We start from the raw sequence: 22051 nt of genomic DNA, 5'->3' as shown, positions 1-22051 counted from the left end.
GAAGAGATGACGGTCGGCGAGATCCTGTCCGCGAGCGTCCCGATGGTCCGGACCCTCGGCATCACCTATCTGGAGACGACCGCGGAGCGCGCTGTCCTCTCCCTGAAGGACCAGGCCGAATACCACAACCACCTCGGCGGTCCGCACGCCGGAGCGATGTTCACGCTGGCCGAGTCGGCGAGCGGCGCGATCGTCGTCGCCGCGTTCGGTGACCAGATGGCACGGGCCGTTCCGCTGCCCGTCACCACGGAGATGGCCTTCAAGAAGGTGGCCATGGGCGATCTCACCGCCACCGCGGTGCTCGGCCGCCCGGTGGCCGAGGTCGTCGCCGAGCTCGACGGGGGCACGCGCCCGGAGTTCCCCGTGCGCGTGGAGATCCGGCGGGCCGACGGCGCCGTCACCAGCGAGATGAGCGTGGTCTGGACCCTCCGCCCGAACAGCTGATCTCCGGCCGGCCACTCCCGGCCGTCCCCGAACCGGCGGTCCCGGCTGTCCCCGGCCCGCCGGTCACGCGGCCCGCGTCCGGGGGCCGCGGCGGACGCTCGTACCGGCCGGAGCGGTAGGCTGCCCGCCGTGCACCACCCGTGGTGCGCGGCGGCAGATTTCTTACGGGAGGGACCGGCGTTGCACGTCCAGGAGTGGCTCGAGACCGTACCCGCGGTCAGCATTTACCTCCTGGTGGGGGTCGTCATCGGGCTGGAGAGCCTGGGCATCCCGCTGCCGGGCGAGATCATCCTCGTGAGTTCGGCGCTCCTCGCCTCCCAGCACGGCGAGGTCGACCCCGTCGTGCTCGGCGCCTGCGCGTCGGCCGGAGCGATCATCGGTGACTCGATCGGCTACGCCATCGGGCGCAAGGGCGGGCGTCCGATGCTCGCCTGGCTGGGCGGGAAGTTCCCCAAGCACTTCGGGGCACCGCAGATCGCCATGGCGGAGCGCTCGTTCGAGAAGTGGGGCATGTGGGCGGTCTTCTTCGGCCGCTTCGTCGCGCTGCTCCGGATCTTCGCCGGCCCGCTCGCCGGCGTCCTGCGCATGCCGTACTGGAAGTTCCTGATCGCCAACATCCTCGGCGGGATCGTCTGGGCCGGCGGCACGACCGCCGTCATCTACTCGGTGGGAGTCGTCGCCGAGGCCTGGCTCAAGCGCTTCTCCTGGCTGGGCCTGCTCGCCGCCGTGCTGATCGGCCTGGTCTCGATGCTCGTGCTGAGGAACCGGGCCAAGAAGGCCGCGGAGCAGGCGGAGCAGGCGGACGGCCCGGTGACGGTGGCCGCGCCCGACGCGGTGCCCGCGGCCGACTGACCCGCCGCGTTGCCCGGGGGCGTCCGACCGGGCGTGGCCGAGGAGGCGACCGGCAGGGTGTGTGGCCCGCGAGACGACCGCCCCGACGCGTGGCCCCTGAGCCGGTGCCCGGGGCCGGAGGCGGTCCGCTCGGCCCCGGGCGGAGCGGTCAGCCCTGGTGCGCCGCGCGGTGCGCCTTCGCCAGTTCCACGTAACCGGCGGCGTTGAAGGCGATGCCCTCGCGCTCCTCGGCGGTCAGCTCCCGCTTCACCTTCGCGGGCACGCCGGCCACGAGGGAGCCCGGCGGGACCCGCATCCCCTGAGGCACGAGGGCCTGCGCCGCGATCAGTGAACCGGCTCCGATGTGCGCGCCGTTGAGCACGGTGGCCCCCATGCCGACCAGGACGTCGTCCTCGATGACGCAGCCGTGCAGCACGGCGTTGTGGCCGACCGAGACCCTGGCGCCCACCGTCAGCGCGAAGCCCGGGTCGGTGTGCACGCTGCAGTTGTCCTGGATGTTGCTGTCGGGCCCGAGGGAGATGGGCCCTCCGTCGCCGCGCAGCACGGCGTGGTACCAGACGCTGGAGCCCGCGGCCATCGACACCTCGCCGATCACGACCGAGGTCGGCGCGAGGAAGGCGTCCGGGTCGATGTCCGGTTCCTTGCCGCCGATGCCGGTGACCAATGCCTGCTCTGCCATCGCCTGCTCCTCCGGTGGGGTGTGGTGCGCTCGGCGCCCCTTGCTCGGCACGAACCGTAATGGACGTTCCCGGAGGTCCGGGCAGGTGGGGTGAACATCACAGCCCGCCGCGCGGACCCGTCGTCGCCGGGCCGACTACCGTGAGCGGGTGCCGAAGAACCGGAACATGTTCTCCTCCCTGGCCCGCCGACGACGTGGTGTCACGTCCCGCGCCGTCCACCGTGTCTGGGCCTGGGCGCAGGAGAACGGGGCGGTCACCGCGCAGCACCCGGGACGTCTCCGCTTCGGCCGGATCGGCGCGGGGACCCGGCTGGCCTTCCCGCAGGGCACGGTGTTCGGGGAGCCCTGGATCGAGCTCGGCGACCACTGCATCATCGGGGAACAGGTCACGCTCACCGCCGGCCTGATGCCCGATCTGGACCTCGGCTCCGATCCCATCCTCACCCTGGGCAACGGTGTGGTGCTGGGCAGGGGCAGCCATGTCATCGCCGATACGACGGTGACGATCGGCTCGGACACGTACTGCGGTCCGTACGTCTACATCACCTCGACCAACCACAGCTACGACGACCCCCACGAGCCGGTCGGCAAGCAGTGGCCGCGCATGGAGCCGGTCGTGATCGGGCCCGGCTGCTGGATCGGCACCGGCGCGGTGATCCTCCCGGGGGCCAGGCTGGGCCGCAACGTGGTGGTCGCGGCGGGAGCCGTCGTGCGGGGCGAGGTCCCCGACCACGCGGTGGTGGCGGGTGCGCCCGCCCGGGTCGTACGCAGCTGGGACCCGGAGGCGGGCTGGCAGCCGCCCCTGCGTACGCCCGCGCCCGTGCCGATTCCCGAAGGGATCACATCCGAACAGCTGGCCGCTGTGGCGCTCCTGGAGCAGGACCCGGCCGAAGGGGCCTGAACCCCTCCGCGGGCCGGTCCCCGAGCGGGTACTCAGCCCGTGGCCAGCAGAACCGTTCCGATCAGGGCGAGGCCGGCTCCCGCCGCCTGGATTCCGCGCAGCCGCTCGCCGAGCACGCCTCTCGCCGCGAGCGCCGTCACCACGGGATACAGCGAGGCCAGCACGGCGGCCACGGTGACCGGACCGTGCTGGGCGGCGATCGCGTACGTGCCGTTGGCCGCGACATCGGCGAGTCCCACGAACGCCAGCGCGGGGAGCGAGGCCCGCACGACGGCGGCTCCGCCGTCCTCGGGCAGCGCGCGTCCGCCGCGGCGCACCGAGACGTACAGCGCCGTGCCGCCGACCGCGATGTTCGTGACGCGCTGGACGAAGAGAGCGAGGAAGAGGCCGGTCACGGTCGTCGACGCCTCCGCGATCAGAGCCATCACCGTCCCGAAGCCGAAGGCGGCCACCAGGGTCAGCACGACCGCCCGGCGCTGGACCGGCGCTCCGCGCAGCTGCGGCCCTCCGGCCAGGACGACCCCCACGACGGCGACCGCCACCCCCGCGAACTGAGACAGCCCGGGCCGCTCGCCGACCATCAGACCCACCCCGACCGGGACCGCGACGCCGAGCGAGCCGAGCGGCGAGACCACGCCCATCGGGCCCAGGGCCAGGGCCTTGTAGAAGCTGAGCATGGCCACAGGGCCCACCACGCCTGCCGCCACCGCGAACCAGAGCAGGCCGCCCGCCTCGCTCCAGCCGCCGGTCGCGAGCACCACGACACCCAGCACCACGGCGGCGATGCACTGCGACACGACCACCACGGTCAGGGCGGGGGTACGCCGGGTGAGCACTCCGCCCCCGAAATCGGCCAGGCCCCACAGCAGGCTCGTGGCCAGGGCGAACAGTGCTGTCATCGGTGCCTCGCAGTACAGTGCGGTGGTCGGTGGGTCCACCACACCGTAGTGCACTATTTTCGACTCTGGCATCCAAAATATTGGACGGAACGTGTCTGACCTCGATCAGCTCACCCAGTCGCTCGCGCGCAACCTCAAGCTCTGGCGGGGCGAACGCGGCTTCACCCTGGACGCACTCGCGGCCCGAGCGGGGGTCAGTCGGGGCATGATCATCCAGATCGAGCAGGCGCGTACGAACCCGAGCATCGGCACCACCGTCAAGCTCGCCGACGCGCTGGGAGTCAGCATCACCACCCTGCTCGACTACGAGCAGGGCTCGCAGGTGCGCCTGGTGCCGGCGAGCCAGGCGGTGCGCCTGTGGTCCACGGAGGCGGGCAGCTCGACCATGCTGCTGGTGGGCACGGATGCCCGGGGGCCGCTCGAGCTCTGGAGCTGGCGTCTGATGCCGGGTGAAGGGAGCGCCTCCGACCCGCACCCGGTCGGGACGGTGGAACTCCTCCATGTCTCCGCCGGCGAGCTGACCCTGGTCGTCGACGGTGAGGCGCACGCGGTGCCGGCGGGTACCTCGGCGACGTTCGAGGCCCATGTGCCGCACAGCTACCGCAACGAGGGTGCCGAGCCGATGGAACTCACCATGGCGGTGTCCATCCCACCGGTCCGCAGGGAGGGCAAGTAGGCAGCCGCTGAAGGCTGTTAGCGTGACGGCATGCACGCACCCCTGGGCAACTTCGCCGACGCCTGTCCCGCAGCCGAGCGGCTGGAACTGCTCACCCCGCCCGTCGCGAACGCCGTGGCGGAGGGCTGGGGCGGTGTCCCCGCCGAGTCGGTCGTCCATGTCGACACGGACCCGGATCTGGCAGACACGGCCGTCTTCACGGAGCACTACGGCGTCGACCTGCTGGAGCGGTCGGCCAACTGCGTGGTGGTGGCGGGCAAGCGGGGCGGAGACGTCACCCTCGCCGCGTGTGTGGTGCTGTCGCACACCCGCGTCGATGTGAACGGGGCGGTACGCAGGCATCTCGGCGCGCGCAAGGCGTCGTTCGCCCCGATGGACACGGCGGTGGGCGAGACCGGCATGGAGTACGGCGGGATCACGCCCATCGGGCTCCCCGGCAGCTGGCCCCTGCTGATCGACCCCGCTGTGGCCGACGAGGAATGGGTCCTGATCGGCAGCGGCAGCCGCCGCGGCAAGCTGATCGTCCCGGGCAAGGCCCTGGCGGTACTGCCCGGCGCGGTCCTGGTCGAGGGCCTCGGGGTCTGAGTCCGGCCCCATCGCGACGGGGGCCGACCCGGCCGGGCACGCCCCTTCGCGATCTTCGCGACGGGGCCCGGACCTGCCTGGCCCTTCGCGACGGGCCCGGGTCTGCCTGGCACCCCGGCCTGGCCGAGCGGGACATCCGGTGGACCGGGCAGCGTGGGAGGACCGGCGCTCAGCCGGTGCCGGGCCGGTGCTCCTTCAGCCACTCCGTGGCGAAGTCCACCGCCGCCCGGAAGCGGAACAGGCGGCTACGGGCCGAGCCCACCGTGCCCGTGCGCACCGATCCCTCGGCGGCCCGGCGTACGAAGTCGTGCCCCAGGGCGGGAAAATCGCTGTCGTCCAGCTCGATGTCCTCGTACTGCCACCAGCGGCGTCTGCCCTCCGGGGCCACCACGCAGCGGTAGAGGCGGCGGGCCGGGGCGGGCAGGCGGTACTCCGCGAGATGGAAAGCCGTGCAGCTCCCGAAGCCCGTGCCCAGCAGCAGGACCTGCGCATCCGCCTCGTACAGCCGGGCGAGGGGGGAGTCCTCGCCGAGATGACAGTCCTGGCGGTGGCCGGCGAGCAGCTTGCCCGCCGCCGGGCCGATCGCGGCGAACGAGGTCTGCGGGTGCCCGCTGCGCAGCGCACCAGGAGTCAGCCGCACCGTCTCGGCCAGCACGCCCATGGCGCGTGCGGGAGACACCGCGGGGTCGAACGGAGGCATCGTCGCGCGCACCGCGGCACGCGCCTGCTCGCTCAGACCGCGGACGCGGTCCAGGTAGGAGCGCGAGGTGTCGGAATTCTCCGGGGTGAAGGCAGGGACGACCAGGGTCCCCTCCGGCCCCAGGGCCCGGCGGAGGGCATCCGCCATGGCCTCGGCGTCCCCGCCCGCGGAACGCATCGAGCCGTGCACCAGCACCACGCCGCCGCCCCGCACGCCCAGCCCGTCCAGCTGAGTGGCGACGCGCTCACCGCCGAGAAGGAGTCGCTGTGTCACAGCCCACATTGTCCCCGCCCGGGAGCCCCTGCGGCACCACTCCTTCCGGACAGGACGGCGCGCAGCCGCGCTGCGGGGCGCGGCCCGGGCGCGCGGTTCAGCCCAAGGCACCGGCCTGGCGCGGCGCCTCAGCCGCAGACGCCGTTCAGGCGGGGTGCTTGAGCCGGGGTATCTCGATGGCCGGGCAACGGTCCATGACCATGTCGAGCCCCGCCGCGCGTGTGCGCCCGTACGCCTCTTCGTCGATCACCCCGAGCTGGAACCAGACCGCCTTCGCGCCGGCCGCCACCGCCTCGTCCGCCACGCCTCCCGCGAGGTCGCTGTTGACGAACACATCCACCACGTCGACGGGGAAGGGTATGTCCGCCAGGGAGGCGTAGCCCTGCTCGCCGTGGACCGTCTCCGCCTTGGGATGCACCGGCACGATCCTCTTGCCGAAGGTCTTGAGGAGCCCCGCCACCCCGTAGGCCGCGCGGGAGCGGTTGCCGGACAGGCCGACCACCGCCCAGGTGTCGCCCGAGTCCTGGAGAATCCTGCGGATCGTCTCATCGTCTGCGTACATGCCCGAAGAACGGACGGCCCGGCCGACGCATTCCCCACGGGAGGGTGAATCCTCGGGGCGGACGGGCGCATAGGGTGGACCGATGCAGGAGCAGTACCGCACCGTCGCCCGCGCGGGCGTGCACGAGACAGAGGTCAGCCGATCGCGCTTCCTCTGCGCGCTCGCCCCCGCCGCCACCGAGCAGGAGGCGCAGGAGTTCGTCGCACGCGTCCGCAAGGAGCACCCCACCGCCAACCACAACTGCTATGCCTACGTGATCGGCGCCGATGCCTCCGTGCAGAAGGCGAGCGACGACGGGGAGCCCGGCGGGACGGCGGGCGTCCCCATGCTCCAGATGCTCATGCGCCGCGAGACGCGGTACGTCGTCGCCGTGGTCACGCGCTACTTCGGCGGCGTCAAGCTGGGCGCGGGCGGACTGATCCGGGCGTACGGAGGAGCGGTCGGGGAGGCGTTGGACGCGCTGGGCACGACCACCCGCAGGCGGTTCAGGCTGGCCACCGTCACCGTCGACCACCAGCGGGCGGGCAAGCTGGAGAACGATCTGCGCGCCACCGGTGTGGACGTGCGCGAGGTGTCGTACGCAGAGGCGGTGACCATCGGGATCGGGCTGCCGGACGCCGGGGTCGACGGCTTCAGGGCCTGGCTGGCGGACGCCACGGCGGGCACCGCGATGCTCGAACTGGGTGGCGAGGCGTACGGAGACGTCCGAGGCGGATGAGGGGTCCGGGGCCGGACGGCATTAGCGTGGTCGGGTCCGCCGCGGATCTCCGGGGCGGGCGGGTGCCGGACCTGTGGGGTCCTGGGGGCGGAGGAAGTGGAACATGCGGGTCGAAGCCGTCGGAGTGATGTCGTGAGGATTCTGCACACCTCGGACTGGCATCTGGGGAGGTCGTTCCACCGCGTCCCGATGCTCGACGCCCAGGCCGCCTACCTCGACCACCTCGTGGAGACCGTCCGGGCACGGTCGGTCGACGTGGTCGTCGTCGCGGGTGACGTCTACGACCGGGCCGTCCCGCCGCTCTCGGCCGTCCAGCTGTTCGACGACGCACTGCACCGGCTCGCCGCCGCCGGCGTGCCGACCGTCATGATCTCCGGAAACCACGACTCGGCCCGGAGGCTCGGGGTCGGCGCGGGGCTCATCGCGCGGGCCGGCATCCATCTGCGGACCGACCCGGCCGACTGTGCCACCCCGGTCCTGCTGCCGGACCCCGAAGGGGGTGACGTGGCGTTCTACGGGTTGCCCTATCTGGAACCCGCCCTCGTCAAGGACAGCCTGGGCGCCTCGAAGGCGGGGCACGAAGCCGTCCTCACCGCGGCCATGGACCGGGTACGCGCCGATCTCGCCGCCCGGCCCGACGGCACACGCTCGGTGGTCCTCGCCCATGCGTTCGTGGCGGGCGGAGAGCCCAGCGACAGCGAACGCGACATCACCGTCGGAGGCGTCGCCGCGGTCCCCGCCGGAGTCTTCGACGGCGTCGACTACGTGGCGCTCGGCCACCTGCACGGCTGCCAGACGGTCACGGAACGCGTGCGCTACTCCGGCTCACCGCTCGCGTACTCCTTCTCCGAGCACACGCACCGCAAGACGATGTGGCTGATCGACCTCGGCACCGGCGGCGACCTCGTGGCCGAACGCGTGGAATGCCCGGTGCCCCGCCCGCTCGCACGGCTCAGGGGACGCCTGGAGGCCCTCCTGGAGGATCCCGCGCTCGACCGGCACAGGGGCGCCTGGGTCGAGGCCACGCTCACCGACCCCGCACGGCCCGACGAGCCGATGGCCCGCCTGCTCGAACGCTTTCCGTACACCCTCAGCCTCGTCTTCGAACCCGAACGCACACCGGACGACCCTTCCGCCTCGTACGCCCAGCGGCTCAGGGGCCGTGACGACCAGCAGATCGCGGAGGACTTCGTGGCCCATGTACGCGGCGGAAGCGGCCCCAGCGCGCGGGAGCGGACGGTGCTGCGCGCCGCCTTCGACGACGTACGGGTCGACGACGTGACCGGCGAGGTGTCCCGTTGAGGCTGCACAAGCTCGCCCTCACCGCGTTCGGACCCTTCGGCGCGACCCAGGAGGTCGACTTCGACGCGCTCTCCTCCGCCGGGATCTTCCTCCTGCACGGACCGACGGGCGCGGGCAAGACCTCCGTGCTCGACGCCGTCTGCTACGGGCTCTACGGCGCGGTGCCCGGCGCCCGGCAGAGCCCCGGTACCTCGCTGCGCAGCGACCACGCCCCGGTGGACCTGCCGACCGAGGTGTGCCTCGAGCTGACCGTCGGCGGGCGCCGGCTGGAGATCACCAGACGGCCCGCACAGCCCCGGCCCAAGAAGAGGGGCGGCGGCTTCACCACCGAGAAGGCGCAGAGCTGGCTCCGCGAGTACGACGCCGAGCACGGCTGGAAGGCGCTCAGCCGCTCCCACCAGGAGATCGGCGAGGAGATCGGCGGGCTCATCGGGATGAGCCGTGACCAGTTCTGCCAGGTGGTGCTGCTGCCCCAGGGCGACTTCGCGCGGTTCCTGCGCGCGGACGCGGAGGCACGCGGCAAGCTGCTCGGCCGGCTCTTCGACACCCGCCGGTTCGCGGCCGTCGAGGAACGCCTGGCCGAGCTCCGACGCGTGGCCGAGGCCCGGGTGAGGACGGCGGACGAACAGGTCCTCGCCCTCGCCCAGCGCATCGCACAGGCGGCCGGCCCCGCGGCGGACGAGATGGCACAGCCCGAGGAGCGCCCCGGCGAACCAGGGCTCGCCGAGGGCATCCTGCGGTGGGCCGCCGTCGCGCGCAGCGGTGCCCGCGAGCGGCTCGACATCGCCCGGTGCGTCCTGGCCGAGGCGGAGGGCCGGAACACCGCCGCACGCCAGGCACTCGAAGCTGAGACCGAACTGGCCCGGCTCCAGCAGAGGTACGAGGAGACCCGTCGCCGCGCGGCCGGACTGGAGGAACGCCGCGCCGAGCGCGACCGCTGTCACGAGCAGTTGACCCGCGCGCGCAAGGCGGATCTGGTCGCCCCCGCGCTCGGGCTGCGGGACGAGGCGGAACGCGCCCATCGCACGGCCCTGGCCGCCCGCGAGCGGTCCCGGGCCGAGCTGCCGCCCGCCCTGACCGAAGCGGGCTCCGACCAGCTCGCCGAGCGGGAGCGCGGACTCCGGGCCGAGCTGGGCGCACTCGACGCCGCGCGCCGGGCCGAGCAGCGCAGCAGGGACATCGACGCCGAACGGGCCGGTCTGGAGAGGCAGTCGCGCGCCGACGACGAGCTGATCCAGGAGGCGGAGACCTGGCTGGCCGCCTGGGACGCGACGCACCGGAGCCTGAGGGAACGCGTCGAGACCGCGCAGGACGCGGCGACCAGGGCGGAACAGCTGGCCGGCCGGCTCGGCCCCGCGCGCAGGAGGCTGGACGCGGCACGCAGGCGCGACGCCCTCTCCGTGCAGGAGGAGACGGCGGCGGCCTGTCTCACGGCTGCCAGGGAGTGTGCGGTGGCCGCGCACGAGAAGTGGCTCGGGCTGCGGGAACAGCGGCTGCGGGGGATCGCGGCGGAGCTCGCGGGCCGGCTCGTCGACGGAGTGGCGTGCACCGTGTGCGGTTCGGCCGAACACCCCGAGCCCGCCCGGGCCGAGGACGGGCACGTGGACCGGGCCACCGAGGAGGCGGCCCTCGCCGCCCATCAGCGTGCCGACCTGGCGCGCACCGAGGCCGAGGGCGAGCTCGGAGTGCTGCGTGAGCGCCTCGCCGCGGCACGTTCGGAGGCAGCGGAACCGGATGACACGGGCGCGCCGCTGCCGGCGGCCGGGGGCGGTCTTCCCGTACCGGACGACCGCTACCTCGTATCCGTCGACGAGCTCCAGGAGTCCGCCGACCGGCTGGCCCGCGAGCACCGGGACGCGCACCGCCTGGCCGCCGGAACACACGCGGCCAGGGAAGCCCTCGCCGCCGCCGAGCGTGAGCACCTGGGCCGGCTCGACGACCGGCAGCAGGCGGAGCGCCGCGCCGCCGCCCGCACCTCGCAGCGGGAAGCGCTCGACCGTGAGCAGTCCGCGCTAAAGACCGAGCTGGCCAAGGCGCGGGGCGCCTGCGACTCCGTCGCTCAGCATGCCGCCCTGCTGGAGCGCCGTATCGGGCTGCTCGCGGGGGCGGCGGACGCCCTCCGGGAGGAACAGCGTGCCGCCGAGCGGCTCAAGGAGGCCGACGGGAGGCTGGCGGACGCCGCGTTCCGGGCCGGGTTCGACACCCCGGAGGCCGCCGCCGCGAAGCTGCTCGACGACACCGCGCAGCGGGAGCTCCAGCACCGGATCGATGCCTGGCAGACGGAGGCCGCCGCGGTCGCCGACCGGCTTGCCGAGGACGACGCCAGGGCGGCGGCCGACCGCCCGCCCGCGACACCGGACGCCGCGCGGGAAGCCCACGAGCTGTCCGTGAGGCTCCTGCGCGACAGTGCCGCCGCACACTCCGCGGCGCGGGAGCGCGGCGCCGAACTCGACCGGCTCTCCCGCCGGGCCGAGGACGACGTACGGGCGCTCGGGCCGCTGCGCCAGGAGTACGACCGGGTGGCCCGCCTCGCCGGGCTCACCGCCGGCACATCGGCCGACAACGAGCGGAAGATGAGGCTGGAGGCGTACGTACTGGCTGCCCGCCTCGAACAGGTGGCCGCGGCTGCCTCGGCCCGGCTCCAGCGGATGTCCTCGGGCCGCTACACCCTGGTCCACTCCGACGAGCGCAGCGGAGGCCGCAGGGCGGGGCTCGGGCTGCACGTCGTCGACTCCTGGACGGGCCGGGAGCGTGACACGGCCACCCTCTCCGGCGGTGAGACCTTCTTCGCCTCGCTGGCCCTCGCACTCGGCCTCGCCGATGTGGTGACCGACGAGGCGGGCGGCGTACGACTGGACACGCTGTTCATCGACGAGGGCTTCGGGAGCCTCGACGACCAGACCCTGGACGAGGTGCTCGACGTCCTGGACTCGCTGCGCGAACGCGACCGCAGCGTCGGGATCGTCAGCCACGTGGCCGACCTGCGCCGCCGCATCCCCGCCCAGCTCGAAGTGGTGAAGGAACGCCACGGCTCGGCGGTGCGCCACCGGGTGGCGGGCGCGCTCAACGGCTGACCGGGCGGCGGGGGAGGGGTGTCCCGCCCGCTTCCCGGCGGCAGCCACCTCGGCCCCGCCGTTCCCGTGGTGACGGAAACGGCGGAAGAGGGGGCCGGCGAGCGATCACCGGCCCCCTCTTCCCCGGACCGCCAGGACCTCGGGCTGCCGGGTCCTCAGGTCGCAAGGATCGCGCCAGGGCCCCGGCCAGGGCGGGGGATCAGAGCCGGGACAGCTCGTCCACCAGGTCGTCCAGGCCCAGCGAGCCCTGGGACAGGGCAGCCATGTGCCAGGCCTTGAGGTCGAACGCGTCACCGTGCGCCTTACGGGCGTTCTCCCGGCCCAGCAGCCACGCACGCTCGCCCAGCTTGTAGCCGATCGCCTGCCCCGGCATCGACAGATAGCGGGTCAGCTCGCTCTCCACGAAGTCGGCGGGACGGCCGCTGTGGCTGCCGAAGAACTCCTCCGCCAGATCCGGAGTCCACCGCTCACCGGGGTGGAAGGGCGAGTCCGCGGGAATCTCCAGCTCCAGGTGCATGCCGATGTCGACGATCACCCGGCAGGCACGCATCATCTGTGCGTCGAGATAGCCGAGGCGGCGCTCCGCGTCGGGCAGGAACCCCAGCTCGTCCATGAGCCGCTCGGCGTAGAGAGCCCAGCCCTCGGCGTTGGCGCTGACCTGGCCGACCGAGGCCTGGTAGCGCGAGAGGCTCTCGGCGACATGCGTCCACTGGGCGATCTGGAGATGGTGGCCCGGCACGCCCTCGTGGTACCAGGTCGACACCAGGTCGTACACGGGGAAGCGGGTCTCGCCCATCGTGGGCAGCCAGGTGCGGCCCGGCCGCGAGAAGTCCTCCGAGGGACCGGTGTAGTACGGAGCGGCGGCGCCTCCCGCCGGGGCGATCCGCGACTCGACCTTCCGCACGCGCTCGGCGAGTTCGAAGTGGGTCCCGTCGAGCGCCTCGATCGCCTCGTCCATGAGGCTCTGCAGCCAGACCCGGACCTCGTCCACGCCCTCGATGTGCTTGCCGTGGACATCGAGATGGGCGAGCGCCTCCCACGGCCCCGCGCCCGGGAGGATCTTGTCCGCCTCGGTCTTCATCTCGGCCAGCAGCCGGTGGTACTCGGACCAGCCGTACGCGTACGCCTCGTCCAGATCCAGGTCCGTGCCGTTGAACTGGCGTGCCCAGCGGGCGTAGCGCTCACGGCCCACGGTGTCGGGAGCGCCCTCGATCGCGGGGGCGTACACGTCCCGCATCCAGTCCCGCAGGACGACCAGGCTCGCGGCGGCCTGGCCCGCTGCCTCGTCCAGCTCCTCGCGCAGCGAGTCCGGGCCGTCGGCCACGAAGTCCTGGAAGAAGCCCGGGCCGTCCTGTCCGGCCCAGGCGCCCAGCTGCCCGATGAACGTGGCGGTCGGGCGCGGGCCGGCGTACAGCTTGCGCTCCAGACCGAGCGCGAGCGAGGAGCGGTACCCCTCCAGCGCGCCAGGAACGGCCCGCAGGCGCTCCGCGACAGCGGCCCAGTCCTCCTCGGTGGAGGTAGGGGTGGCCGTGAACACATCACGGACACTGTGGGCGGGGGAGTGGATGTTGGAAACGGCCCGGAGGCCCTCCTCGGCCTCGTGGACGGCGAGTTCGGCCGTCAGGCGTTCCCGGAGGAGCCGTGCGCAGCGCCGCTCCTCCTCGGTCTCCGCCCCCGGCACCTGCTCGGCGACGTCTAGTTCGGCGAGGGTGCGGCGGATGAGTTCGGCCGACGCGGCCTGACCGGTGGGCGAGAAATCGGGCAGCCGGCGGGAGCTTTCCGCGACACCGAGATAGGTACCGGTGATCGGGTCGAGTTCGATGATTGCGTCGACGTACGCGTCGGCGACCTGGCGCGGCAGTGAGCTGCTCGAAGTGTCTGACATGTGGACATCCTCGTACGGCGGAGGCCCTCGCGTCACGGGGAATCCGACTTCGGACGCAGCCATGATCCGGACGAGGCTCGTGACCAATACATCTACGACCCGGAGGAGTCGGAGGACGTCCCGGCTGCGCCGCCGGCGGACCGTGCCCCTGGCGAGGGCGGCATCAGCGGACCGCACTCCCACTGCTGGAAGATCAACCGCGTGTCCACCCGCGCCACTTCGCGGCGGGAGGTGAACTCGTCCAGCACCAGGCGCTGAAGGTCCGCGGGGTCCGCCACGGCCACATGCACCAGATAGTCGTCGGGCCCGGTGAGGTGGAAGAACGCCCGGGACTCCGGCAGCGCCCGGATCCGCTCGACGAACGGGCCGATCAGCTCCCTGCGGTGCGGGCGGACCTGCACGAGAAGCAGCGCCTCCAGACCTCGTCCGATCCTGGCCGGATCGAGCCGCAGCCGGTGCCCGAGGATCACCCCCGAGCGGCGCAGCCGCGCCACCCGGTCCAGACAGGTGGACGGGGCCACCCCGACTTCGGCGGCGAGTTCCCGGTACGTCGTCCGGGCATCGTTCTGCAGCAGTCGCAGAATATGCAGATCGACCGGATCGAGAGCGACGGATTCAGACATCCGGCGAACGTAACACGGTCACTGGGCACACTCGCCCGGATGATGTTCAGGCTGGTGACATGGACACCGAAGCCTCATCGCCGACATCCCCGGTCCCCTTCCGGTCCAGGGCGCTCGCCACCGAAGCCGTGCACGCGGGACGCGACGATCTCGCCTCTCTCGGGCTGCACGCCGCGCCCATCGATCTGTCCACCACCTATCCCTCGTACGACTCCCGTGGAGAGGCCGAACGCATCGACGTCTTCGCCACCACCGGGGCCAGGCCCGACGGGCCGCCCGTCTACGCACGGCTGGACAACCCGACGACCTCCCGCTTCGAGACCGCACTGGCCCGGCTCGAAGGCACCGAGAGCGCGGTCGCGTTCGCCAGCGGAATGGCGGCGCTCACCGCCGTGCTGCTGGCCCGCGCGAGCCTGGGGCTGCGGCATGTCGTCGCGGTGCGCCCGCTGTACGGCTGCAGCGATCACCTCCTCGGCGCCGGGCTGCTGGGCACCGAGGTGACCTGGACGGACCCGGCGGGGATCTCCGACGCGATCAGGGCGGACACCGGCCTGGTGATGGTCGAGACGCCCGCGAACCCGACGCTGGCCGAGATCGACATCCGGGCCGTGGCGCACTCCTGCGGCTCGGTGCCGCTGCTGGTGGACAACACCTTCGCCACCCCCGTGCTCCAGCGGCCGACCGAGCACGGAGCCAGGATCGTGCTGCACAGCGCCACCAAGTACCTCGGAGGCCACGGAGATGTGATGGGCGGTGTCGTCGCCTGCGACGAGGAGTTCGCGGCGACGCTGCGGCAGGTGCGGTTCGCCACCGGAGGCGTCCTGCATCCGATGGCCGGCTATCTGCTGCTGCGCGGCCTGTCGACACTGCCGGTACGGGTCCGGGCGGCCTCGGCGTCCGCGGCGGAACTCGCCCGCAGGCTCTCCGCCGACCCGCGCATCGCCCGGGTCCACTACCCGGAGGTGGGCGGCGCGATGGTGTCGTTCGAGGTCTTCGGGGACCCCCACAGGATCATCTCGGCGGTCCGGCTGATCACACCCGCCGTGAGCCTCGGCAGCGTCGACACCCTCATCCAGCATCCGGCCTCCATCAGCCACCGCATCGTGGCTGAGGGAGACCGGCGGGCCTCGGGTGTCGGCGACCGTCTGCTGCGCATGTCGGTCGGACTGGAGGATGTCGAGGACCTCTGGGCCGACCTGTGTCAGGCGCTCAGCGACGAACCTGCTGTTCCGCCTGCCCGGTCCGGGGGAGCGGCCGTGCCGCCGGTGTCACGGACTCGGCCGCAGGCCGGGCCGCGGACGGGGTCAGCCGGGCGGTGATGACGAGGGTGCCCTCCTCGATCTGGTAGTCGAGGGGCAGCGACAGCGCCCGCATCGCGGCGACCATCCCCGTGTTGTGGGCCTGCGTCACCGCGTACACGCTGTCGCAGCCCGCCTCGACGGCCAGGGCGACCAGCCGGCCGAGGAGCTCGGAACCGATGCCGCGGCGCTGCCAGTCGTCCTCGACGAGCAGGGCCACCTCGGTCTCGTCCCCGTCCCAGAGCAGGTGGCCGAGGGCCACCAGCCGTCCTGAGGCCGTCTGCACGGCGAGGGTGCGGCCGAAGCGCGGGCTGAGCAGGTGGTCCAGATAGCGGTCGGCGTCCCGGACCGGGCCGTGGTAGCGCAGGCCGAGCGTGCGCTCGGAGCAGCGGTCGTGCATCGCACGCGCGGCGTCGAGGTCGGAGCGGTCCGCGCGGCGGACGGTGATCTCGTTGCCCTCGGGCAGGGTGAGGATGTCCTCGCTGCGCGGGACGCGCGGGCCGAGCCGGGTGTCGAGCTCGACCAGGGCGCGGGCCCGGGCGAATTCGGTCGGGGTGAACGGGAGGTACGGCCGCTCGACGGTGATCACGCCGCCGGAGGGGTCGCGCAGCCGCATCACGGTGTCCTCCAGGACACCTTCCACCGGCGCGCTCTCCCCGGTGGGGCGGCCGGTGACCGACAGGGCCGGGAGCGAGTGGATGGTGCACCGGCCGAGCAGCTGGCGCAGCGCCAGCGGGAGCTCGGCGGCGTCCAGCGCGGTGCGGGTCGCGAGGCCGAGGACGCGGGTGGGCGTGTCCACCAGGTCGTGGGCATCCGCCCGCTCGATCCAGGTCGAGGAACCGCCGGCGGCGGAGATCTCCCGGCTCAGCTGCTGGGGCGTCAGCGCCGCCGGGGCGCGCAGCAGGAACTCGTCGACGGTGCCCTCCGCCAGCGGGTGGGTCTGCAGGGTCAGGATGTCGATCCGGTAGCGGGCGAGGGCGATGCAGAGGGCGGCCAGGGTGCCGGGGGTGTCCCGTACGGTCGTCCGCATCCGCCACAGCACCGTCTCGAACACCTCGTCGGCGTCGGAATCGGTGACGGCGGCGATGGCGACCGCGGGATCCGCTCCGGCGCCGGTATCCGGGGGCGGAGCGTGGCTGTGCCTGCGTGCCCACCATGTGTGGAACGCGGCCGTGGCGATCAGGGCCACGGCCGAGGCTCCGAGGAGATAGGGCCCGTCGGGCTGGTGCCCGATCAGATTGGCGATCGCGTCGGCCACGGCCACGGCCGTGAACAGTGCGGCCAGCTCGATCAGGTCCCGCCGCCAGTGGTGCGGACGGCGGGCACTCTTCGCGGATGTCACATCAGTCATGTCTCCTACTGTGACCGAACGGTGTTGCCTGATCACGAACGGATTGTGACTGATGGGTTACGTGTGGATCTGGTCGCCTTCAGCACCTTTTCCACGCCGGGGGCGGGGCCCTGCCCCGCGTTCCCGTGAGGGTCCGCCGCGCGCGGTACCGAGAGCTCCGCCGCCCGCCGTACCGAGGGCTGCGAGCCAGGCCACCGCCCGGCCCGGAACCCTGGCCGGCCTCCGGTCACTGCCCGGTGCGCCCCGGCTGCAGCACCTTGGTGAACAGGACGGCGCCGCCCTGGGCCCGAAGCCGCACCGTCAGTTCCCCGCTCCCGCCGTCGATGTCGACCTCTCCGAAGAACTGCGGCGACTCCATGGGCGACACGTTCGCCCGGTCGGGTGCCCGGAGGAAGACACGCTCCGGTCCGAAGGTGCCGTCCAGCGCGTTGGCCGGGAACCCGCCCGCGGCGAGCGGCCCCGACACGAACTCCCAGAACGGCGCGAAGTCCTTGAACGCCGCGCGCTCGGGAGCGTAGTGCTGAGCCGAGGTGTAGTGCACGTCCGCGGTGAGCCAGACGGTGCCGGTGATACGCCGGTGCTTGATGTACCGCAGGAGTTCCGCGATCTGCAGCTCCCGTCCCAGCGGCACGCCCGGATCGCCCTGCGCGACCGCCTCGAAGTCCGTGGCACCGTCCGGGACCACCAGCCCCAGCGGCATGTCCGAAGCGATCACCTTCCACACCGCCCGCGACCGCGCGAGCTCACGCTTGAGCCAGGTCAGCTGCTCGGCGCCGAGGATGCCCGTGGTGTCGTCGGACTGCCTGTTGGGGGAGTTGGCGTTGCGGAACGACCGCATGTCCAGAACGAACACGTCCAGCAGCGGACCGTGGCGCACGACGCGGTGCATGCGCCTCTCCTGGGGTGACGCCTGGAGCGTCGGTACGGGGAAGTACTCCCTGAACGCCCGCATCGAACGCGCCGCCAGCAGATCGACGTTCTTCTCCGTGTACCGGACGTCGTCGAGGATCTGCCCGGGGTACCAGTTGTTGCGCACCTCGTGGTCGTCCCACTGCACGATGGAGGGCACCTGAGCGTTGAACGCCCGGACGTTGTCGTCGAGCAGGTTGTACCGGAAGTTCCCCCGGTACTCGTCCAGGGTCTCGGCCACCTTCGACTTCTCGGGCGTCGTGATGTTGCGCCACACCCGCCCGTCGGGCAGGGGCACGCTGGGTTCGAGCACCCCGTCCGCGTAGATGGTGTCACCGCTGCACAGGAAGAAGTCGGGGTTCAGGCGGCGCATCTCGTCGTAGACCCGGTAGCCGCCGATGTCGGGGTTGATGCCCCAGCCCTGGCCCGCGATGTCGCCGGACCACAGGAACCGCACCCCGTCCCGGCGGGTCGCAGGAGCCGTGCGGAAGGTGCCGTACACCGGCTTGCCCGTGCGGCGCGGGTCGTCCGGGTCGTGGAGCGTCACCCGGTAGTGCACCCGCTCGCCGGCCGGCAGACCGTACAGCGGTGTCGTCCCGGTGAAGTCGGTGAGGGAGCCGATCAGCGGGCCGTGCCAGGTGCGTGCGCGGCGGAAGGACTCGGTCGCCGACGTCTCGACCACCATCCGGGCGGGGCGGTCCGAACGCACCCACACCAGGGCGGACGACGCCGTCACATCACCGACCTGCACGCCCCAGGACGCGCTCGGCCGGCCCGACAGCGCGAAGGCGGGCGCGGCCGCGAGCGTCGCGGGTACGGCGACGGCGGCCGAGGCGAGGAGCGAGCCGCGCAGGACTGCGCGGCGGGCCGGGGCCGGGATGCGGGGACGGTTCGACATCGATGCGCCTCCAGGGCGAGCGGGCCTGCCCGAACGGCTGCTCCGTACAGGCGGCTTGCGGACCCATACCTAGTCCCCGGCGGCAGCGGCCACGCCAACCGCAGATGAACAACCGGTCGCGCCGTGCCCACGGCACAGCCCTCAGGACCGGACCGCGTCGGCCAGGAGTCGGACCCCCCTGGTGATGACCGCGGGGGCCAGATGCGCGTAACCGAGCATGAGGGGGATCGTGCGGTCGTCGTGCTCCTGGGCGCCGCCCGCCGCGTAGGAGGTCAGTGGACGCAGCGCGACACCGGCCCCGGCCGCCCGCCGCAGGATGTCCGTCCGGGGCCCGTACCGTTCGGGGAGCCGGGCGATGATGTGCAGGCCCGCGGCGATGCCGCTGACCTCCGTGCCCGGGAAGTGGTCGGCGAGTGCCTCCGTCAGGGCGTCGCGGCGCTCCCGGTACGCGCGCTGGCAGCGGCGCAGCTGGCGGTCGTATCCGCCGCCGGTGACGAAGTCCGCCAGGACCGCCTGGTCGAGCGAGGGGTTGCCGAGGTCCATCGTGCGCTTGCGGGCCACGATCTCGTCGGTCATGGCGGCGGGGGCGATCAGCCAGCCGAGCCGCAGACCGGGCGCCAGGGACTTGCTGACCGAACCGGTGTACACGACGTGCTCCGGGTCCAGGCCCTGGAGGGCACCGACGGGCGCGCGGTCGTAACGGAAGTCGCCGTCGTAGTCGTCCTCCATGATCACCCCCGAGGCGGCGCGGGCCCAGTCGAGCAGCGCGCCGCGCCGTTCGGCGGAGTAGGCGATTCCGGTGGGGAACTGATGAGCCGGGGTCGTGACGACGGCGCGCACGCCGGAGCGCAGAAGAGGCGCCAACGCGAGCCCCTCGCCGTCGAGCGGAAGAGGTACGGTCGTCAGCCCCGCGGAGGCGAACAGCGAGGCGTGCTCCGGGCTTCCGGGGTCCTCGACGCCGACCGAGGCCGCACCCTGCGCGCGCAGGACGAACCCGAGCAGCGTCGTCGCCTGGGCCACGCCCGAACACACCACCACCCGCTCAGGATCGGCCACCACACCGCGACGCCTGGCCAGCAGGGAGGCGAGGGCCACGCGCAGCTCCGGCAGGCCGCGGGGATCGGGATAGCCGAGGGCGCTGTGCGGCAGCCGGTCCAGGGCCGCGCGGTGTGCGGCGGCCCAGGCGCTGCGCGGGAACAGTGACAGATCCGGGGTGCCCGGACGGAAGTCCACCCGCGCGCCGGGCGCACGCGGTGACAGATCCCGCGCACTCCCCGCCGAGGGCCGCACCGCACCGCCGACCCAGGTGCCCGCGCCACGGCCGGTGCGCAGATAGCTCTCCGCGGTCAGCTGCTCGTACGCCTCGGTCACCAGCCCGCGCGAGACCCCGAGATCGGCGGCGAGCTCACGGCTGGCGGGCAGCCGGGTCCCGGCCGGCAGCCGTCCGGAACGCACGGCCTCCCGCAAGGCCGACTGCAGGGCCCGGCCCCGCTGACGCGCAGGAGCGGCCACGGCGGGGAGCAGCAGCTCCCAGGCCGCGGACGCGGGCGGGTGGCCCTGCGGCGAGGACGGGCCGGACGGTGGATTGGTCCCCGAAGACGTCATGGAAGTGGACCTTAAACCGGACCGCGAGGAAATCTAGCGTCGCCCGCATGAACTCAACCTCCCTGCGCGGAGCCCTTCTCGCCGCCCTCGCCTGCACCCTCGTGGGTGCCTCCTTCACCGCCAACAGCGTCCTCGGCGACTATCCGTACGCCGGCGGCCAGGCACTGCGATACGGTCTCGCGGCCCTGCTGCTCCTGCCCTTCCTGGACCGGCGCGGCGCCCATGGGCCGGGCGCGCTGCGGAAGCTCTCACTGGGCCGGTGGGGGCGTCTGGCAGCCCTGTCCGCGATCGGAATGGTCGGCTTCAACCTGGCCGTCCTGGCGGCGGAACGGTCGGCGGAACCAGCCGTTCCAGGGGTCCTCGTCGGATGCGCGCCCATCGTCGTCGGCGTGCTGGTGCCCGCGCTCGAGGGGCGTCGGCCGTCCCGAGCCGTCCTGTACGCGGCCGGACTCGTCGCGGCCGGAGCCTTCACCGTCCAGGGCTGGGGCCGCACCGACCTGCCGGGCATCCTCTACTCGGTGGGGGCGCTGGCGGGTGAGGTCTGCTTCGCGGTCCTGGCGGTGCCGCTGCTCCGCCCGCTCGGTCCGAAGCTGCTGTCGGCGGCGGTGTGCGCCGTGGCGGCCCTGGAGTCCGCATTGCTCGGTGTGCTCGTCGACGGGGGTGGATTCCTGAGGGTGCCCACGCCTACGGAGACGATCGCCTTGCTGTGGCAGGCGGCCGTCGTCACCGTGATCGGGTTCGTGTGCTGGTACAGCGGGATGCGGCGCATCGGCGCCGAACGTGCCGCGCTCTTCTCCGGGCTGATCCCCGTATCGGCCGCGATGACCGCACCCCTGGTGGGAACCGGGACGTACGGCATGGGCCAGGGCGCGGGAAGCCTGCTGGTGGGCCTGGGGGTGGCGCTCGGGTCGGGGGCGCTCCGGCGGGGCCGCCCGGTCGCGTCAACGACTCGTGTCGAGGATGACCCGGGCGACGGCGGCGGGGTCGTCGTTCATCGGGACGTGGCCGCAGTCCGGCAGGCGTACCAGGCGGGCGCCCGGGATGATCTGCTTCGCCCTGATGCCCTGGCGGCGCAGGAGCAGCCGGTCCTTGGTACCCCAGGCGACGGTGACGGGTACGTCCGGCACGTCGTCGGCGAACGCGACGGAGAGGCCCGCCGTCAGTGTCTGATGGAAGCCGGTCGCCGTACGGAGCGCGACGGTCTCCGCGACGACGGCATCGGGTGAACGGCGCCCGGGGCGGGCGTAGATGGTGCTCGTCAGTGCCGTGCGGCCGGGCGCGCTCTTCGACAGCTGCTCTATCAGAGGCATCGGCATCGCGAGGGCCGCTCCGCGCATCGCCCGCAGCACACCGAAGGCGTACCGGCGCTCGCCCGGGGTCCAGAACCCGGCGGGGGAGAGCGCCGTCACCGACCGTACGAGCTTCTCCCTGCCCAACTCCAGTGCCAGCAGGCCCCCCAGGGAGTTCCCGGCGACATGCGGACGCACCAGGCCGAGCGTGTCGAAGAACGAACCGAGCACCGGCACCATGGTCCGTACGTCGTACGCGAGCCCGTCGGGCAGCGCCGGCGAAGCGCCGAATCCGGGCAGGTCGACGGCTATGACGTCCCGCTCGGCGGCCAGGATGCGCAGGACCGGTTCCCAGGCCTGGTGGTGATGACCGATGCCGTGGAGCAGCACCAACGGCTCGCCGGTCCCGGAGCGTTCGTACCTCATACCGACGACGCGGCGGCCGGCGGGTGCGTCGACTGCGAACGAGACCGTGGTGGTCATGCTGCTCCTCGGGACGGTCGTGCGGGCCGGACAGACAGGAATGAG

At 72.8% G+C, this 22051-nt stretch carries 19 protein-coding genes and 1 pseudogene; 10 read left to right on the top strand and 10 right to left on the bottom strand.

Annotated elements, in window-relative coordinates; all coding sequences use genetic code 11:
* Positions 1–6: 6 nt before the first annotated feature.
* A complete protein-coding gene (locus AMK10_RS24705; RefSeq protein ID WP_073750075.1) occupies positions 7–444 on the top strand; it encodes a DUF4442 domain-containing protein in 438 nt (145 codons plus the stop codon).
* A gap of 180 nt (positions 445–624) precedes the next feature.
* Positions 625–1296 carry a DedA family protein gene (locus AMK10_RS24700; RefSeq protein WP_073750074.1) on the top strand — a complete coding sequence of 224 codons (672 nt, stop codon included), beginning with the start codon at positions 625–627 and terminating at the stop codon, positions 1294–1296.
* 148 nt (positions 1297–1444) lie between these two features.
* Here AMK10_RS24700 and AMK10_RS24695 read toward each other — a convergent pair whose 3' ends face one another.
* A complete protein-coding gene (locus AMK10_RS24695; RefSeq protein ID WP_073750073.1) occupies positions 1445–1975 on the bottom strand; it encodes a gamma carbonic anhydrase family protein in 531 nt (176 codons plus the stop codon).
* Positions 1976–2123: 148 nt separating this feature from the next.
* Between AMK10_RS24695 and AMK10_RS24690 the strand changes: the two genes are divergently transcribed.
* Positions 2124–2876 (top strand): acyltransferase, encoded by a 753-nt coding sequence (locus AMK10_RS24690; RefSeq protein WP_073750072.1) that lies wholly within the window; start codon positions 2124–2126, stop codon positions 2874–2876.
* A gap of 32 nt (positions 2877–2908) precedes the next feature.
* Here the strand turns inward: AMK10_RS24690 and AMK10_RS24685 are convergent, their stop codons facing one another.
* Positions 2909–3775: a DMT family transporter gene (locus AMK10_RS24685; RefSeq protein ID WP_073750195.1), complete on the bottom strand. Its 867-nt coding sequence runs from the start codon at positions 3773–3775 to the stop codon at positions 2909–2911.
* A 91-nt stretch (positions 3776–3866) separates the two neighbouring features.
* On the opposite strand from AMK10_RS24685, the gene AMK10_RS24680 reads away from it, so the two are divergent.
* Positions 3867–4451 carry a helix-turn-helix domain-containing protein gene (locus tag AMK10_RS24680; RefSeq protein WP_073750071.1) on the top strand — a complete coding sequence of 195 codons (585 nt, stop codon included), beginning with the start codon at positions 3867–3869 and terminating at the stop codon, positions 4449–4451.
* A 30-nt stretch (positions 4452–4481) separates the two neighbouring features.
* Positions 4482–5036: a YbaK/EbsC family protein gene (locus AMK10_RS24675; RefSeq protein ID WP_073750070.1), complete on the top strand. Its 555-nt coding sequence runs from the start codon at positions 4482–4484 to the stop codon at positions 5034–5036.
* Positions 5037–5205: 169 nt separating this feature from the next.
* Here AMK10_RS24675 and AMK10_RS24670 read toward each other — a convergent pair whose 3' ends face one another.
* Positions 5206–6018: an aminoglycoside N(3)-acetyltransferase gene (locus tag AMK10_RS24670; protein WP_073750069.1), complete on the bottom strand. Its 813-nt coding sequence runs from the start codon at positions 6016–6018 to the stop codon at positions 5206–5208.
* Between the two features lie 136 nt (positions 6019–6154).
* Complete coding sequence (locus AMK10_RS24665) at positions 6155–6571, bottom strand: CoA-binding protein (protein ID WP_073750068.1); 417 nt, start codon at positions 6569–6571, stop codon at positions 6155–6157.
* A gap of 82 nt (positions 6572–6653) precedes the next feature.
* On the opposite strand from AMK10_RS24665, the gene AMK10_RS24660 reads away from it, so the two are divergent.
* The 3 genes from AMK10_RS24660 to AMK10_RS24650 all read left to right on the top strand — a co-directional run bounded on the left by AMK10_RS24660 (position 6654) and on the right by AMK10_RS24650 (position 11665).
* Positions 6654–7289: a YigZ family protein gene (locus AMK10_RS24660; protein WP_073750067.1), complete on the top strand. Its 636-nt coding sequence runs from the start codon at positions 6654–6656 to the stop codon at positions 7287–7289.
* A gap of 132 nt (positions 7290–7421) precedes the next feature.
* Positions 7422–8591: an exonuclease SbcCD subunit D gene (locus AMK10_RS24655; protein ID WP_073750066.1), complete on the top strand. Its 1170-nt coding sequence runs from the start codon at positions 7422–7424 to the stop codon at positions 8589–8591.
* Positions 8588–11665, top strand: a complete 3078-nt coding sequence (locus tag AMK10_RS24650) for an AAA family ATPase (protein WP_073750065.1) — start codon at positions 8588–8590, stop codon at positions 11663–11665. The genes AMK10_RS24655 and AMK10_RS24650 overlap by 4 nt, the downstream gene beginning before the upstream one ends.
* A gap of 199 nt (positions 11666–11864) precedes the next feature.
* Here the strand turns inward: AMK10_RS24650 and AMK10_RS24645 are convergent, their stop codons facing one another.
* Both AMK10_RS24645 and AMK10_RS24640 read right to left on the bottom strand, forming a co-directional pair.
* On the bottom strand, positions 11865–13550 hold the full coding sequence (locus tag AMK10_RS24645; protein WP_073750064.1) for a DUF885 domain-containing protein: 1686 nt from the start codon (positions 13548–13550) through the stop codon (positions 11865–11867).
* 92 nt (positions 13551–13642) lie between these two features.
* Complete coding sequence (locus AMK10_RS24640; RefSeq protein ID WP_073750063.1) at positions 13643–14173, bottom strand: Lrp/AsnC family transcriptional regulator; 531 nt, start codon at positions 14171–14173, stop codon at positions 13643–13645.
* A gap of 59 nt (positions 14174–14232) precedes the next feature.
* Here AMK10_RS24640 and AMK10_RS24635 point away from each other — a divergent pair, with 59 nt between their 5' ends.
* Complete coding sequence (locus tag AMK10_RS24635) at positions 14233–15492, top strand: trans-sulfuration enzyme family protein (protein ID WP_073750062.1); 1260 nt, start codon at positions 14233–14235, stop codon at positions 15490–15492.
* Here the strand turns inward: AMK10_RS24635 and AMK10_RS24630 are convergent.
* From AMK10_RS24630 to pdxR, 3 genes are all read right to left on the bottom strand, one after another.
* The gene (locus AMK10_RS24630) at positions 15383–16822 is read right to left on the bottom strand and encodes a GNAT family N-acetyltransferase (protein WP_241839657.1); all 1440 of its coding nucleotides are present in this window, start codon (positions 16820–16822) and stop codon (positions 15383–15385) included. The genes AMK10_RS24635 and AMK10_RS24630 overlap by 110 nt on opposite strands.
* Before the next feature lie 226 nt (positions 16823–17048).
* A complete protein-coding gene (locus AMK10_RS24625; protein WP_073750060.1) occupies positions 17049–18629 on the bottom strand; it encodes an alkaline phosphatase D family protein in 1581 nt (526 codons plus the stop codon).
* Between the two features lie 141 nt (positions 18630–18770).
* A complete protein-coding gene (gene pdxR, locus AMK10_RS24620) occupies positions 18771–20234 on the bottom strand; it encodes a MocR-like pyridoxine biosynthesis transcription factor PdxR (protein ID WP_073750059.1) in 1464 nt (487 codons plus the stop codon).
* A 47-nt stretch (positions 20235–20281) separates the two neighbouring features.
* Between pdxR and AMK10_RS38750 the strand changes: the two are divergent.
* Positions 20282–20695 (top strand): annotated as a pseudogene (locus tag AMK10_RS38750) (EamA family transporter); the annotation flags it as partial.
* A 480-nt stretch (positions 20696–21175) separates the two neighbouring features.
* Here the strand turns inward: AMK10_RS38750 and AMK10_RS24610 are convergent.
* Positions 21176–22006 carry an alpha/beta fold hydrolase gene (locus AMK10_RS24610; protein WP_073750057.1) on the bottom strand — a complete coding sequence of 277 codons (831 nt, stop codon included), beginning with the start codon at positions 22004–22006 and terminating at the stop codon, positions 21176–21178.
* Positions 22007–22051: the final 45 nt, after the last annotated feature.

The sequence above is a fragment of the Streptomyces sp. CB02058 genome (genome assembly GCF_001905505.1).
Taxonomy (GTDB): Bacteria; Actinomycetota; Actinomycetes; order Streptomycetales; family Streptomycetaceae; genus Streptomyces.
Note: the sequence above shows the minus strand (reverse complement) of the source record. Positions and strands in the feature narration are given on the sequence as shown.